The sequence below is a fragment of the Muricauda sp. MAR_2010_75 genome, assembly GCF_000745185.1.
Classification (GTDB): domain Bacteria; phylum Bacteroidota; class Bacteroidia; order Flavobacteriales; family Flavobacteriaceae; genus Flagellimonas.
The window spans coordinates 3,802,852-3,818,467 of record NZ_JQNJ01000001.1; the positions used below are offsets into that span (position 1 = coordinate 3,802,852).

The window sequence follows — 15,616 nt, forward strand, 5'->3', positions numbered from 1 at the left end:
TACTATTCCTTCTTATATTCCGAAAGTGTCCCATCATACCGTATTTGGGTTCTGTGCGAACCTGTAATACTCATGGAACTGGAGCGGGAAGGCATTAATTCGGCGATCACCTGAAAGTTTTCCGTGCCATTGTTGATACTGAACCGCATGGTATAGCCCTTGGTTTTAGCATTTGGTTCTATTTGTAGGTTTTCAGGTACTCCCTCAAATTGTATTCCTGTTCGTTGTGGATCATACCCGCCAGACATTTGTCGCTCTCCAAAATAAGGTAAATCTGCCTCTACCCAATTATCTACTAGCCGTAAATAGCTTGAGTTTCCTGTTATATCTACCTGGTTGGCATTACTGCCATAGGGAAGTAGTCGGGCATTGGAGATGCTGTTGAGCGCTTGACTGGGCATGGGTCTGGCCCATCGGGCATTGACCTCAAAAGATCTACTGGCCACCAAATCATTCAAAGCTTCTATATCTTCAGGGGAAGCGACTGTCTTTGTTCCTCCACAGCCCATGGCAGCTACCATCAATATCCATATTCCTAAACGCAGTAGTGTTCTCATTTGTTTCAAAATCAAAAACTTACTACAAAATAATGAATCTCCCCAACATTTCTGATTTTAGAAGTATATTTAACAGCAAACCAGACCTCATTTTATGAAAAACCCCCTTGCAAAATTGTCTTTTCTTGCCATACTGGCCTGTTTTGGTCACGTGCAATCCCAACAAACCCAACAGAACAATGCTCAAACGTATTATGCCACCGTACTTGAGGAGGACCCACTGGTAGACGGGGAAGTCATCAACGACCCGGTATGGCAGATGATTCCCGCTATAACCGACTTGATTCAGATTCGCCCAAATTATGGGGAGCCGGTCTCAGAAAAAACCGAAGTGCGTATTGCATATAGCAGCAGTACCTTTTATGTATCGGTGGTTTGTTATGACACAGATGCGGACCGAATTGTGGTTTCCGATTCACGTAGGGATGCGGACCTAAATGATGAGGACAGTTTTCTTTTTATCATTGATACCTATCACGATCGCCAAAACGGGTTTCTGTTTGGTACCAATGCCCAAGGGATGGAGTACGATGCACAAATTGACAACGAGGGCAAAGGTAACTTCAATGCCAATCGCCAGCAAGGTGGGGTGATCGGGGGGACCAACATTAACTGGGACGCCACATGGAAGGTACGTTCGCAATTGGGAGACTATGGGTGGAGTGCCGAATTTGCCATTCCGTTTCGTTCTTTGCGCTACGCACCAGGAGAGAACAAGACTTGGGGGTTGAATTTCCAACGAAACATCAGCAAAAATACCGAAACGGCCTATTGGACTTCCCTCCCATTGGGATTTGATATGAAACGATTGTCCCTAGCGGGAAGCCTAAACGGTTTAAACCTACAAAATCCAGGCAATCTGAAACTCATTCCCTATGTCTTGGGTCAGCATGTGAATGATAAGGCCATGGACAACACCGAGACCAATTTTGATGCCGGGGCCGATATTAAATATAGTGTTACACCAAGCCTTACGCTGGATCTTACCTACAATACGGACTTTGCCCAGGTGGAAGTGGATGACCAACAGGTGAATTTGGACCGATTCAATCTGTTTTTTCCTGAAAAAAGAGCCTTCTTTTTGGAGAATGCCGGACAATTTGGGGTCGGTAGCCCCGGGGAGGTTGATTTGTTCTTCAGCCGGCGCATTGGAATTGGTGAGGATGGTAGCCTTGTACCCATCATTGGTGGAGCGCGATTATCCGGTAAGGTGGGACAGACCAATGTGGGCTTTTTGAGCATGTTCACCGACGACGTAGCAGAAGCCGCTATTGAAAAGAACAATTTTACCGTGGCACGCGTCAATCATAATTTTGGTGGAACACGTTCTTCACTGGGAGGAATTTTTATAAATAGGGCCGGTTTGGGTGAAATGGACGACGATTACAACCGAGTGTACGCCATGGACGGCAAATGGGGCATCGGGAATAAGGCGGAGATCAATGGTTTTGTGGCGAAAAGCACCACCCCTGGCATTGAGAGCGGCGACCATGCCTTCAAAATTTTGGGAAATTACAATTGGAGTGGATGGAATATCAATGCGGGATATACTGAAGTTGGAGAGGGATTCAATCCAGAGGTTGGTTTCCTACAGCGAACTGCTTTTCGGAAGCCTGAATTTTTAATTTTCAAAGCGCACCGATTCAAGGATGCCGGTAAAATGTTGGAAATACGTCCGCATGTTTCTTACAGAGGGTATTGGAATTTTGATGATGAATTGGTCACCAGTTTTCTGCATGTAGATAACCACTGGGTTTTTAAAAGTGGGTTTGAAATCCATACTGGAATCAATTTTACCACAGAGCAGGTGTTTGAAGATTTCACCATTTCCGATGTTACAGTTCCAGTAGGTTATTATAACAATGAGGAATTGCAATTGGTCATTACAACCAACCCTAATACTGCGTTATCGTTTGATACCCGAACCATTATTGGTGGTTACTTCAACGGGCACCAAATTACCAATAGCGGTACGGCAAAGTATCGAATTGGAGATAGGTTCAACAGCTCATTGACCATGAGCCATAGCGATATTCAGTTGGACACAGGTAATCTTACTGCTTTGGTGGGTGGACTCCGGCTATCCTATTCATTTACGCCCAGGATTTTCTTGCAAAGCTTGATTCAGCGCAACAATGTTTCCAATATAACCTCGGTGAATGCCCGGTTCGGATGGTTGCAGAATGCCAATACTGGACTTTTTGTGGTATTCAATGTGGTCAAGGATGATGACTTAGTCGATGCTGTGGACAATCAGACCTTTACCATAAAATACACTCATCGCTTTGATATTTTAAACTAGAAAATTATCGCTTAAACCGTTCAAAAATAGCCAAAGTCTTTTTGGTGTTGATGAAGTAAACGCCCGTAAGCAAAACCACAGCTGCCACCACAGATTGAACCGTAATCTGCTCATCCAAAAAATACCACCCCAACAAGAGGGCAACAATGGGGTTAACATAGGTAGATGTGGCCACTTTTTCTGGTGATACGGCTTTTAGTAAATAATTGAAGGACGTAAAAGCCAGGATACTGCCAAAAATGACCAAAAGCACCATGGACCACTTTACTTTTACACTCCAATCCAAAGGCGAACTCCATTCTTCACCAAAGCTCAGGCTCATCAAGGCCAAAATAATGCCCGCTGTGAACATCTGGTACCCTGTATTTACAAAATAGTTGGTGGGCAGGTCGGCCTTGGCCACAAAAAGACTACCATAGGCCCAACTCAGCATACAAAAGAAAATCATGATCATACCCGTTATGGAATCTTCTTGGGCTATCACTTGTTTTTGACTGACCAACAAATAAATTCCAATAATACCCAGAACAACGCCTACCACCGACATGGGCTGAATCTTTTTGCCTTGTAAGATGCGCATCATCAATAGGATAATAAGGGGTTGTGCCGAAATTTCCAATGCTGCAAAACCACTGTCCACATACCGAAGTGCCCAGACCACTACCCCATTTCCAAAACTCAGAAACAGAATTCCTGCGATAACGGCATTGATGAATTGTTTTTTGGTAATACTGAGGGAAATCCCCATGATTTTGGCCAAAATGAATATAAAACTCCCAGCCGTGATAAATCGGCATGAAGCCAGCAAAAAAGGAGGTAGTTCCGTAACCGCGATTTTATTCAAAAGATAGGTAGAACCCCAAAAAACATAAATGGCAAAAAAGGCAAGGAATACCAGTGCGGAATTTGAGGATTTTCCCATGAAAAGAAGTTTGGTGATTACCCTGCAATATTACGCATGTTTAAAAGAGTACAAAACAGATTGCGCACTAACTTTTCCAAGAAATTGCAATGTCTTGTCGGGAATACGGAAGAGAAAATTCAATAATGTTGTTTGGTATCCAAAAGGTATCCCGCAATGTCCTTCTCCAATTGTTTGAACCGTTTTAAATGCTGCTCAATTTTTTGGTCCAATCCAGGGGATTCATCCTTTTTGGTCTTTAGCTGCGCTACGATGTCAGCATGCTGCTTGGCAAAAACCTTAAAACTATTTTTTATCTCATATAGTTTTTCAAAACAGGAGGGGTTATTGGGTTCGCAGGTATAAGAGGTCAATTTTTTGGAAAGACGTTGTACAACCTTGTTGTTCCGCTCCAAGCGGACCAATAGTTCCTGAACTTGATGGGTTCTTTGTTCGGCAACGGGAGTCATAAGGTATACGTTGTCTAGGAGTTCAATTAATTTTTCTTTAAGATAGTGATTTTCCTACGTTTTAGGAAACCGTACCACTTCAAATTATTGTTAATTAACACAGCGGTTTACCACAAAAAAAGCCCGATGCAAAAACATCGGGCCTTCTGGTTATCTTGAAATTGGTTATTAGCCTTTGGTTTGTTCGTAGGCTTCCTCTTTCAATTCCTCACTGGCAACAATGGCCAATTCCACACGACGGTTTGCCGCTTTTCCGGCAGCAGTGTCATTGCTTTCTATGGGTTGGGTCTCTCCATACCATTTTGTGGTGAATCTTCCACTGGAGATTCCCTTTCCTACCAAATAATTGGTAACAGCTTGGGCCCTTCTTTGCGAAAGGGTCATGTTGTATTCTTCACTACCATCACTATCGGTATGGCCTTCCACCAAAATGTTTGATTTTGGATATTCTTGGAAGATTCCGGCCAATTTGTCCAATGTAGTGGCAGAAGTTCCTTTGATATCAGCTTTGTTGGTATCAAAATATACTCCGTTTTCACCACTGAAAGTAACATTGATTCCCTCTCCAACACGTTTTACATCCGCACCTGGGATTTCTTCTTCAATGCGCTCTGCCTGTCGGTCCATTCGGTTACCAATATATCCACCGGCAGCACCGCCAACCACGGCACCAATAATGGCACCCAAGGCTGTGTTTCCTTTTCCAACATTGTTCCCGATGATTCCACCAATAACAGCTCCCCCACCAGCACCAATGGCAGCGCCTTTTTGGGTATTATTGGCATTTTTTACGGCATCACAGCTCAGGATCAGTGTTAAAGCCAAGAAAGCCGTTGTACCTTTTAATACGATATTTTTCATGTAATTATTTTTTTGAGAATTCATAAACTATGGTTACGGGTTGCCCATCAACCGATACATTGGATTTTAAGGTCATGGCCTGCTCCGTTAAACTAACAATGTTTAAGCGATAGCCATATCCTCCGGATATGTCCTTTCGGTTTTCATCGATAAACTTGAACTGCAATTGGCTGCTATAGTTCTGGGAAGGCTCTACTACTGACCACCTAAAGAATCGGTCCCCTCCATTACAAAGGGTGCTTTGGGCTATGGTATACCTTCCAGTACTATTATTGTCCCGGAAGAACCAATCACTACCTTCAAAGCAGATATCCTCTGCATCATTAAAGATGACGGATTTAAAATTACCCGAATTGTTTTCGTAAGTAATGTTGTCCAGGGACCATGTACCACTCATGAGGTTCCGTTGGGTCCTTGCACTTTTGGAAACCGAGCATGATGCTAGGAAAATTCCGGCCAGTGCAACAAAAAAGAATTGTTTTACCATAAGAATTTGGAGTTTTAGTTTTTATATATACGAGTGAGACACCAGATTTGGTGTTTTGTCTTGTTAAAAAATTGTTAATGAATTGTTCTAGTAGGCGTAAAGATCCAATAATGTTGATTCAAACCGCTGTTTGGGCAGGTAATTTTCTTCCAATGTTTTAGCAAAGGGAACCGGGGTTTCCAAACTACCCACTCTTTTTATGGGAGCATCCAAAAATTGAAAACATTCTTCCATGACCATTGCCGAAATATCACTGGCTATACCGCCAAATAACGTATCTTCTTGTAAAATAATGAGCTTCCCTGTCTTTTTCACCGATGCGTAGACAGTATCTATATCAAGAGGTTGAAGTGTTCGTAAATCTACGAGATCTGCTTCAATATTTGGATGTTTTTCCAATACTTCGAGCGCCCAATGTATCGCCGCTCCATAACTTACAACGGTAATGTCGCGTCCAGTTCTCAAAAGATTGGCCTTTCCAAAAGGCAAAGTATAGTAGTCTTTGGGTACATCACCATAAATACTTCTATACAAACCTTTGTGTTCAAAGAACAATACAGGGTTTGGATCATTGATAGCAGTGTTCAACAACCCTTTGGCATCTGCAGGAAAAGCAGGATACACCACCTTAAGCCCCGGTGTCTTGGTAAACCATGCCTCGTTGGTCTGGGAATGGAAGGGTCCAGCTCCCACGCCACCGCCGCAGGGCATACGGATGACCACATCTGCTTTTTCGTTCCAGCGGTAATGCACTTTTGCCAAATAGTTGACGATGGGATTGAATCCAGAACTGACAAAATCCGCGAATTGCATTTCTACCACTGCTTTCATGCCGTTGATGGACAACCCCATCGCGGTGGATACAATGGCCGATTCACAAATTGGGGTATTGCGCACCCTACTCTTCCCAAATTTGGAAGTGAAGCCTTCGGTAATCTTAAAAACCCCTCCGTAATCGGCAATGTCCTGACCCATGATAATCAATTCATTGTGGCGGTACATGGATTGCTCCAAACCTTGGGAAATGGCATCCACAAAACGAATATTCTCCGTTTTTTCTTTAGATTCAATATGCTGATAATTAACTTTTTGATAAACTTGACCTAATTCTTTTATTTCATCAAAAGAAACTTGAGATTCATCAAAGGCTTTCTTTAAATTCTCGTTGATTTCTTCAGAAATATCTTCCTTAAGCTTATCTATTTCTTCCGAGGTGATGATGTTTTCCTCCAACAGAAAAGCTTCATAGTTGGCAATAGGGTCTTTCTTGCCCCATTTGCTCATCAATTTCTCTGGAACATATTTGGTACCACTTGCCTCTTCGTGGCCGCGCATGCGAAAAGTTTTGAATTCCAATAGGATCGGTCGGGGTCGTTTTCGCATGGCCTTGCAAAGTTCATCCACTTTTGTGTAAACCTCCAAAATATTGTTCCCATCAATAATTCGGGATTCCATGCCATACCCTTTGGCCCTATCCGCCAAATGCTCGCAGTTATACTGTTCGTTTGTGGGAGTGGATAGACCGTACCCGTTGTTTTCAATACAAAATAACACTGGAAGGTTCCAAACTGAGGCAATATTCAAAGCTTCGTGAAAATCACCTTCACTGGTGGCACCTTCACCGGTGAATACAGCAGTGACCCGCTTTTTTCTACCCAACAAATCTGCCAAGGCTATACCATCGGCTACGCCCAACTGAGGACCTAAATGGGAAATCATACCCACAATTTTGTATTCTTGGGTGCCAAAATGGAAGCTTCGGTCACGCCCCTGGGTAAAACCACTTTGCTTTCCCTGCCATTGGGCAAATAATCGGTGTAAAGGAATGTTTCGGGAAGTAAAGACTCCTAAATTGCGGTGCATGGGGAGTATGTACTCATCCTCTTTTAACGCTTGGGTCACGCCCACCGATATGGCTTCTTGCCCTATTCCACTAAACCATTTGGAAATCTTGCCTTGCCGGAGTAAAATCAGCATCTTTTCCTCAATCATTCTGGGCTTTAGCATTCCTGTGTAAAGCTCCCGTAGTTTTTGGTGGTCCAAATCCCCAATGTGATATCGCATATCGTGAAAATTCAACGGGATAAATGTAGTAAAAAAGCCATCCATCCACCTTCAAATTTCCAAACGTTCGGCAATATTCATTACTTTTGACCGTAATCAAAAATTGATGGCATGAGTTCAATTCCAAGTGTAAATCTAGAAGATTTTGTTTCCGGGGACCCCGCCAGAAAAGAAAAGTTTGTCAAAGAAATCGGAGCTGCTTTTGAGGATATCGGTTTTGTGGCCCTAAGCGGCCATTTTTTGTCCGATAAACTGGTGGACGACCTTTATTCGGAAATCAAAAAGTTTTTTCAATTGCCCCAAGACGTCAAGGATAAGTATGAGATAGAGGGCATTGGCGGACAGCGTGGATACACTTCCTTCGGAAAAGAGCATGCCAAAGGAAGAAAAGAAGGAGACTTGAAGGAGTTTTGGCATTTTGGTCAATATGTTGAGGACAACTCTAGACTAGAAGCTGAATATCCGGATAACGTTATGGTAACGGAACTGCCAGAATTCAATGCTGTTGGCAAGGAAACCTATAAAATGCTTGAAAAGACAGCACAATATGTGCTTCGGGCCCTGGCACTCCATTTAGGGTTGGAGGAAACTTATTTTGACGAATACATTAAAAATGGAAATTCCATTCTTAGGCCGATTCACTATCCTCCCATTACCGAAGAGCCCAAAAATGCAGTGCGTGCGGCCGCGCATGGGGACATTAATCTAATCACATTGCTCATGGGCGCCCACGGAAAAGGACTCCAAGTGCAAAACCACAAAGGAGAATGGGTTGATGCCATTGCCCAACCTGATGAACTGATGATCAATGTTGGGGATATGCTTTCAAGATTGACCAATAATAAGTTGAAATCTACCATCCATCAAGTAGTGAACCCACCCAAGGAACTTTGGGGCACATCGCGCTATTCCATTCCGTTTTTTATGCACCCCATCAGCGAAATGCCCTTAAACTGCCTGGAAGACTGTATAGACGAAGAACACCCAAAAGCGTTTGAGGACATTACGGCGGGTGAATTTCTTCATGAGCGCTTGATAGAACTTGGATTGATAAAAAAATAAGATATGGACCTTAAGGACCAACTCAAGAACTTGTTCCCAGACCATGTTCCTGAGAAGGATACGGAGAAGAAACAAGAAAAGCCCAGCTATTGGCTTCAGGATGATCCCATTATCTGCAAATACGAAAAGCGAAAGGGCAAGCCAATTACCATTCTGGAAGGCTACAACGGTGCCGATTCCGATTTTAAAAAGTTAGCAAAAGACCTCAAGACCTTTTTAGGTGTGGGTGGTAGTTATAAAAACGAAACCATCATTATACAAGGGGATTATCGAGACAGAATCATGGAGTTCTTAAAAGACCATGGATTTTCCGTGAAAAGAGTGGGTGGATAAGGATTTACAGATCCTTCCGTGTTAAATTTTTACATTGAAAACCAATGTTTTATGAAAAAATTTTTATGTTCTTGCTATAAATCTTACTTTTATTCTTCCTAACCAACGAAAACTGAGCTGAAAATGAAATCACTGTTGCACATTACCAACGGGGACAGTTTCACGTCAAAATTACAATCGCTACAACTACAGGGAGACATCATCACATGGCGAGAGATGCTCTGCGAAGGCAAAACCTTATGTACGGTGGGTAGTGAATCTTTCTGGAAAACACGATTTGAATTTCTGAACAAAAACTACAAGATCTCAAAATCTTGGTTTGTTGAAAAAACGCTCAAAGAGTATCGTTCACTCTGTAATCACAAACAACAGGACCATATTGTTCTTTGGTTTGAATATGACCTGTTCTGCCAAATCAATATGCTCGCAGTTCTCAGTTGGTTAAAAACCCATAGAAGGCATGCCGAAATCTCATTGGTGTGCAGCGGCAAGGAAGATGATAGCGATAAATACTATGGTCTTAGTGAGTTGAGTGATGAGAAGCTCATGGAACTCTATGAAAATAGGATCATGCTCACTCAAGATGATATAGAATATGCCGATTATGTCTGGCAACTGTACTGCAGTGACAATCCAATCCGTCTTGAAAATTTAATCAATAACGATAATTTCCAATTTGAATACCTTTCTGATGCCCTGAAAACACATCTAAAGCGTTTCCCAACCATTAAAAATGGTTTGAACGAATTAGAAAACCATATTTTGGATGTAGCGGTCACCCAAAAACCGAAATCCAAAAAAGAACTTTTAGGCAGTTTGCTGACCGATCAAGGTTTTTATGGATTTGGCGATTCGCAGTATGAGCGTATCATCACCTCTTTAAAACCACTGTTCGGTTCATTTAACCCGGTAAAGTTGACCAAAAAAGGTATGGAAGTTTTGGAAAACAAAAACAACTACTATTCACAAATACGTGATAATCAATTGTATTTAGGAGGTTCCTTAAAGTACAACTTCCTATACAATACCGACACGAACCGTATTTTAAAACTCTAGAGATTTATGTCCTTAGGCAGCTCAGAATTGATTCTGAACCCTGATGGCAGCATCTACCATCTCAACCTTCTTCCAGAAGATATAGCCGATATCGTAATCACCGTTGGTGACCCTGACCGGGTATCTCAGGTTTCCAAGTACTTTGATTCCATTGAGCTAAAAAAGAAGAAACGGGAATTCGTAACCCATACTGGCAGTATTTCGGGAAAACGGATTACAGTAATTTCCACAGGTATTGGAACGGACAATATTGACATTGTTTTGAACGAATTGGACGCCTTGGCCAATATTGATTTTACCTCACGGACCATCAAGGAAAAAAAAAGACAGCTCAGTTTTATACGGATTGGTACATCGGGAAGTATTCAACCCAACATCCCTATTGACTCTTTTGTGCTAAGCTCATCGGGGGTCGGTTTTGACGGACTCTTGTATTTTTATGACAGTGGACAGGCACGCAACAGCGAGTTGGAACTCAAACTCAACGACTACTTAGGATGGAGCACGCAGAACATCAGGGCCTATGCTGCTGATTTTGATGAAAAACTGGCAGAACAATTTGCTTCAAATCGTATACGATATGGGATAACAATCACTAATTCAGGATTTTACGGACCTCAAGGAAGAAACCTTCGCCTAGCTACTGCCATACCTAACTTTAATGAGCGACTTGCCGCATTTTCCCATCAAAATTACCAAATTACCAATCTGGAAATGGAGACTTCGGCCATCTATGGATTGGCCAAATTACATGGACACCGTGCTATTTCACTAAATGCCATACTGGCCAATAGGGCCACCGGTGAATTTTCAAAGAACGGTAAAAAAGCAATTGATCAACTTATTCAATTTGCATTGGAGAAGATAGTCTCTATTGATTTGAACTAAGGTTTTACCATTTTATTTCTGCAAAAAGAAAAGATACCAACCGGAATCAATATTTTTACTTAACCTTAAAAAAATCTCGTGAAGACCGTAAGAATAGTAGGAGTTCCAGAACATTTTAACCTTCCTTGGCATTTGGCCATAGAGGATGGTGCCTTTGAAGACCGGGGCATCAACCTTGAATGGACCGACATACCGGAAGGAACAGGGAAAATGTGCCAACTATTGGAAGACAATGAAACGGATTTGGCCATAATTCTTACTGAAGGCATCATCAAAAGCATTTCTCAAGGAAATCGCTGTAAAATTGTTCAAGAATATATTTCCTCACCTTTACTTTGGGGCATTCATGTGGCGGCCAACAGTTCCAGGAATTCAATTCAAGAAGTAAAGCATGATAAAGTCGCCATTAGTCGACTTGGAAGCGGCAGTCACTTAATGGCATATGTAAATGCCCAAAATCAAGGATGGAATCCTGAAAAACTACAATTTGAAATTATAAATAATCTGGATGGAGCCGTTAAAAGCCTGACCGAAGGTTCGGGAGCCTACTTCATGTGGGAGCGTTTCACTACAAAGCCCTTGGTAGATAATGGCACATTTAAATGGTTGGGGGACTGCCCTACCCCATGGCCCTGTTTTGTAATTGCGGCTACAGATTCGTTTTTGGAGTCTCAGCCAGGGTTATTGAAGCACATTCTGGAAGTCATCAACACCTACACAGAAGAATTTAAGCAGATTCCGAGTATTGACCGCACCTTGGCAAACCGCTATGACCAGAAGTTTGAAGATATTCAAGAATGGCTATCAAAAACTACTTGGGGACAGCATCAATTATCCGAAGAAACCCTTGAGAACGTTCAACAGAAGCTGTTCAGTTTAGATTTAATTGAAGAAAGAAAGCCAGCAGACAAATTTCTGTATTCTAATCGCTAAAAAAGTGTTTGGTGACCAGTGCCCTAAACTTGATATCCGACAAGGGCTTTTGTACCATTTCCACAACACTGGGGTGTGTCATGGCCATGACATTATCATCCAGGTCCATTCCAGTAAGCACCACAATAACAACATCCTCCTTTAATTGGTCATCAAACTTTTCAGAATAGACATCCAAGAACTCCCAACCATTCATGATGGACATGTTCACATCCAACAGTAGTAAACATGGCAAATCTTCATTGGGGGAAGCTTTCTGTAAAAATGCAATGGCTTCCTTGCCATTGCGGACCATGTGCACCTTTAAAGTGCTGTCTAGTTGTCTTATGAAAAAGCTGTTGACCAAATTGGTGGTGTCATCGTCGTCTACCAATAAAATAGATTTCAATCTCTCCAAATTGGGGCGTTTCAGCTAAAGGGGCCAAACATACAGAATTTTATACAATTACAAAACCTATTTAGCTGAACATCACCATTCTATGGATATTCTCCCCATTTTGGATAGTAAACTGTTAGTTTTGCTGAAATGCTGGTTGCCAAACCACAGTCCCCTATTGGCACTTAAGGGTGAAGGATGGCCGGAAGTAAGTATATGGTGCTTGCTCTTGTCTATTAAAGCTGATTTCTTTTTGGCAAATCCACCCCACAGCAAGAAAACAACACCATCCAATTGACCGGAAACCGTTTTGATCACCGCATCCGTGAACTGTTCCCACCCTTTATTCTGGTGGCTTCCCGCATTATGGGCCCTTACCGTTAATGTGGCGTTGAGCAACAAAACCCCTTGATCGGCCCATCGTTCCAAATTACCGCTCTTGGGATAGGGTTTTTGCACATCCACTTTAATTTCCTTGAAAATATTCACCAACGAAGGTGGGTGCGGAATCCCATCCTTTACCGAAAAACACAGTCCATTGGCTTGATTGGGCCCGTGGTAGGGGTCTTGACCAATGATCACAACCTTTGTTTCCCGAAATGGGCAATGGTCAAAGGCCGCAAAAATATCCTTGCCCTTGGGGTAACAGGTGTGCTTTTGATACTCTTGTCGCACAAAGTCACTCAATTGCTGAAAATAGGGCTTCTCGAATTCGGGTTGTAAATGTGCTTTCCAAATTGGCTCAATGGAAACATCCATACGCAGCTTACTTCTTTTTGGTCAATTTATAAATTAGATACCCAATGCCCGCAACAAAATGAAGCAGGATAATTCCCGCAATGACATATACTAGGGTGTGGTCATTTTGCATACTTTGGGACAAAAATGAGGTTAGACTTCAAATTTAGGAATTGAATGGATTAAATCGGCATAACTCACATCAAAAAGCAGCTTCCCGTACCCATTCAAAATTATATCTTTGCGCTGCTAGATGAAGCAAATGCAAAAGATTCACCCTAAAACTCTTCAGGATTTAGAATTTCCAACGGTACTACAGCAGGTTTCAACCCGTTGCAACACCGAATTGGGCAAGGAAATGGCATTGACCATAACTCCCATTGCAGACAAGGATATTTTGTTGGAGATCTTGGGGCAGACCTCGGAGTATTTGGCATCCTACTCCAATGACAACCGTATTCCCAACCACGGATTCGACAATATCAATGCCGAACTGTCCCTGCTAAAGATTGAAAACAGCACTTTGGAAGTTTCTGGGTTTAGAAAGATTGGAGGTATTTGTAAAACCGTGGCCATCCACCAGAAATTCCTGAAAAAATTCAAGGAATACTATCCATTACTGCATAAAAAAGTGGATGCACTGGATGCCAACAGCGAAATTCCGGAGGCCATTGATCATGTCATTGATAAATTTGGCGAAATCAAGGATTCCGCTTCCAACGATTTAAAACACATTCGCTCCCAAATCAATGAGGTAATGGGTAAAATCAACCAAAGTTTCTCCTCAGCCTTAACTCGGTATCAATCCTCCGACTTTTTGGACGATATCCGGGAATCTGTTGTGGAAAACCGAAGGGTTTTGGCGGTAAAGGCTATGCACCGCCGTAAAGTGAAAGGCACGGTAATGGGCAGCTCCAAGACCGGAAGTATTGTCTATATTATTCCCGATACTACGGTGGGCTATACCCGTGAGCTCAACAATTTGGAGTTTGATGAAAAAGAGGAAATCCAACGTATTCTCAATCAGCTTACCGATACGATTCGCCCTTTTGCCGCATTGCTCAGGGAATACCAATCGTATCTGACCGATATCGACATTACTGCGGCCAAGGCCAAATATGGTTCGGAGATGAATGCGTTGTTACCGGAAATCAGTGAGGAGCGAGAATTATCTCTACGGGATGCTTACCATCCTCTCCTTTATTTGACCAACAAGCGTAAGAACCAAAAAACGTGGCCGCAGACCATCCAACTACATAAAGACAACCGAATCATCGTCATTTCGGGGCCTAATGCGGGTGGTAAGAGTATCACGCTAAAGACCATTGGGCTGCTGCAGGTGATGCTCCAAAGCGGTATGTTGATTCCAGTTCATGAACGCAGTACCGTTTGTCTTTTTGATAAAATATTGACTGATATTGGTGACAATCAATCCATTGAAAATCATTTAAGTACATATAGTTACCGTTTAAAGAACATGAATCAGTTCTTAAAACGGTGTAACGACAAAACCCTGTTCCTTATTGATGAATTTGGCACGGGTAGTGACCCCGAATTGGGCGGTGCTTTAGCCGAGGCCTTCTTGGAAATCTTCTATGAACGAGAAGCATACGGCGTTATCACTACCCACTACGCCAACCTCAAAGCTTTGGCTGACGAACTGCCCCATGCCACCAATGCCAATATGCGCTTCAATTCCCAAACCTTGGAACCCACCTTTCAATTGGTGTTGGGCGAAGCGGGAAGTTCGTTTACGTTTGAAGTGGCCCAAAAGAACGGCATCCCCTACTCGTTGATCAACAAGGCCAAGAAAAAAATAGAACGTGGTAAGGTTCGGTTTGATGCTACCATTGCCAAATTGCAGAAAGAGCGCAATAAAATGGTCCAAACGGGTTCCAAATTAAAGGAAGAAGAATCCAAAGCCCGAGAAGAAGCCGATAAGCTAGAACAACTGAATTCCAAGATCAAGTCCAAACTGGAGAGCTATCAAGAGTTGTACGATCACAACCAACGGATGATCCAATTGGGCAATAAAGTGAACAAGGCTGCGGAGCAATACTTCATCAACAACAAAAAACGCCCCCTGATTTCTGAACTGCTCCGCATTGTGGAAACGGAAAACAGCAAACGTAAAAAAACCACTGCACGCAAGGCGAAAGAAAAGCAAAAACAGCAACAACAAGTCGCCCAAGAACTGGAACAGAAAATGGTGAAAGTTCGAGAAGAAAAAAAGGTTGAAAAGAAAAAGGCCATCCAAAAAGAGAAAAACAAACCCAGACCCGTCTTTAAAATTGGGGACCGCGTCCGGCTCATGGACGGAAAGGCAGTGGGCAGCATCGATACTTTGGAAAAAGGAAAGGCTGTGGTAAATTACGGGATGTTCACGACCAATGTAAGCGTAGATCAATTGGAGTTGGTGGAGGCTAAAAAATAAAACTTCTAAGTCGTTCTTATATACCTGATCTAAATAAAATTAACACAGCCCCCTAAATTTTCCCAAAAAAAAATGATCAAAATGATGCGTGATTTACAAGTTGACCACATTTTTTCATCTCCTTCGGCATAGATTCTTTGTCCTCTAGCGAAAA

15 protein-coding genes are annotated in these 15,616 nt (G+C 42.4%); 7 read left to right on the forward strand and 8 right to left on the reverse strand.

The window, feature by feature from the left end; translation table 11 throughout:
- Window positions 1–2: 2 nt before the first annotated feature.
- Window positions 3–557, reverse strand: coding sequence for a DUF4251 domain-containing protein (locus tag FG28_RS17190; protein ID WP_036385102.1), 555 nt, complete (start codon window positions 555–557; stop codon window positions 3–5).
- A gap of 94 nt (window positions 558–651) precedes the next feature.
- On the opposite strand from FG28_RS17190, the gene FG28_RS17195 reads away from it, so the two are divergent.
- Window positions 652–2,859 carry a DUF5916 domain-containing protein gene (locus FG28_RS17195; protein ID WP_036385104.1) on the forward strand — a complete coding sequence of 736 codons (2,208 nt, stop codon included), beginning with the start codon at window positions 652–654 and terminating at the stop codon, window positions 2,857–2,859.
- Window positions 2,860–2,863: 4 nt separating this feature from the next.
- On the opposite strand, the gene FG28_RS17200 is transcribed toward FG28_RS17195, so the two are convergent.
- The 5 genes from FG28_RS17200 to FG28_RS17220 all read right to left on the reverse strand — a co-directional run bounded on the left by FG28_RS17200 (window position 2,864) and on the right by FG28_RS17220 (window position 7,642).
- Window positions 2,864–3,781, reverse strand: coding sequence for an EamA family transporter (locus FG28_RS17200; protein ID WP_036385106.1), 918 nt, complete (start codon window positions 3,779–3,781; stop codon window positions 2,864–2,866).
- 119 nt (window positions 3,782–3,900) lie between these two features.
- Entirely contained in the window at window positions 3,901–4,230 is a 330-nt protein-coding gene (locus FG28_RS17205; RefSeq protein WP_036385107.1) for a hypothetical protein, read from the reverse strand.
- 168 nt (window positions 4,231–4,398) lie between these two features.
- Window positions 4,399–5,091, reverse strand: a complete 693-nt coding sequence (locus FG28_RS17210) for an OmpA family protein (RefSeq protein WP_036386804.1) — start codon at window positions 5,089–5,091, stop codon at window positions 4,399–4,401.
- Between the two features lie 4 nt (window positions 5,092–5,095).
- Window positions 5,096–5,578 (reverse strand): lipocalin family protein, encoded by a 483-nt coding sequence (locus tag FG28_RS17215; protein ID WP_036385109.1) that lies wholly within the window; start codon window positions 5,576–5,578, stop codon window positions 5,096–5,098.
- Between the two features lie 87 nt (window positions 5,579–5,665).
- Complete coding sequence (locus tag FG28_RS17220; protein ID WP_036386806.1) at window positions 5,666–7,642, reverse strand: thiamine pyrophosphate-dependent enzyme; 1,977 nt, start codon at window positions 7,640–7,642, stop codon at window positions 5,666–5,668.
- Between the two features lie 111 nt (window positions 7,643–7,753).
- Here FG28_RS17220 and FG28_RS17225 point away from each other — a divergent pair, with 111 nt between their 5' ends.
- The 5 genes from FG28_RS17225 to FG28_RS17245 all read left to right on the forward strand — a co-directional run bounded on the left by FG28_RS17225 (window position 7,754) and on the right by FG28_RS17245 (window position 11,914).
- Window positions 7,754–8,704, forward strand: a complete 951-nt coding sequence (locus FG28_RS17225; protein ID WP_036385110.1) for an isopenicillin N synthase family oxygenase — start codon at window positions 7,754–7,756, stop codon at window positions 8,702–8,704.
- 3 nt (window positions 8,705–8,707) lie between these two features.
- Window positions 8,708–9,037, forward strand: a complete 330-nt coding sequence (locus FG28_RS17230) for a translation initiation factor (protein WP_036385112.1) — start codon at window positions 8,708–8,710, stop codon at window positions 9,035–9,037.
- A 123-nt stretch (window positions 9,038–9,160) separates the two neighbouring features.
- Window positions 9,161–10,093 carry a DUF1835 domain-containing protein gene (locus tag FG28_RS17235; protein WP_036385113.1) on the forward strand — a complete coding sequence of 311 codons (933 nt, stop codon included), beginning with the start codon at window positions 9,161–9,163 and terminating at the stop codon, window positions 10,091–10,093.
- Between the two features lie 6 nt (window positions 10,094–10,099).
- The gene (locus FG28_RS17240) at window positions 10,100–10,981 is read left to right on the forward strand and encodes a nucleoside phosphorylase (RefSeq protein ID WP_036385115.1); all 882 of its coding nucleotides are present in this window, start codon (window positions 10,100–10,102) and stop codon (window positions 10,979–10,981) included.
- A 78-nt stretch (window positions 10,982–11,059) separates the two neighbouring features.
- Complete coding sequence (locus tag FG28_RS17245; RefSeq protein WP_036385117.1) at window positions 11,060–11,914, forward strand: substrate-binding domain-containing protein; 855 nt, start codon at window positions 11,060–11,062, stop codon at window positions 11,912–11,914.
- On the opposite strand, the gene FG28_RS17250 is transcribed toward FG28_RS17245, so the two are convergent.
- Both FG28_RS17250 and FG28_RS17255 read right to left on the reverse strand, forming a co-directional pair.
- Window positions 11,904–12,302: a response regulator gene (locus tag FG28_RS17250; protein ID WP_036385118.1), complete on the reverse strand. Its 399-nt coding sequence runs from the start codon at window positions 12,300–12,302 to the stop codon at window positions 11,904–11,906. The genes FG28_RS17245 and FG28_RS17250 overlap by 11 nt on opposite strands.
- A gap of 81 nt (window positions 12,303–12,383) precedes the next feature.
- Entirely contained in the window at window positions 12,384–13,049 is a 666-nt protein-coding gene (locus FG28_RS17255) for a uracil-DNA glycosylase (protein WP_036385121.1), read from the reverse strand.
- Window positions 13,050–13,290: 241 nt separating this feature from the next.
- Here FG28_RS17255 and FG28_RS17260 point away from each other — a divergent pair, with 241 nt between their 5' ends.
- Window positions 13,291–15,462, forward strand: coding sequence for a DNA mismatch repair protein MutS (locus FG28_RS17260; RefSeq protein WP_036386808.1), 2,172 nt, complete (start codon window positions 13,291–13,293; stop codon window positions 15,460–15,462).
- The last annotated feature ends 154 nt before the right edge of the window (window positions 15,463–15,616 follow it).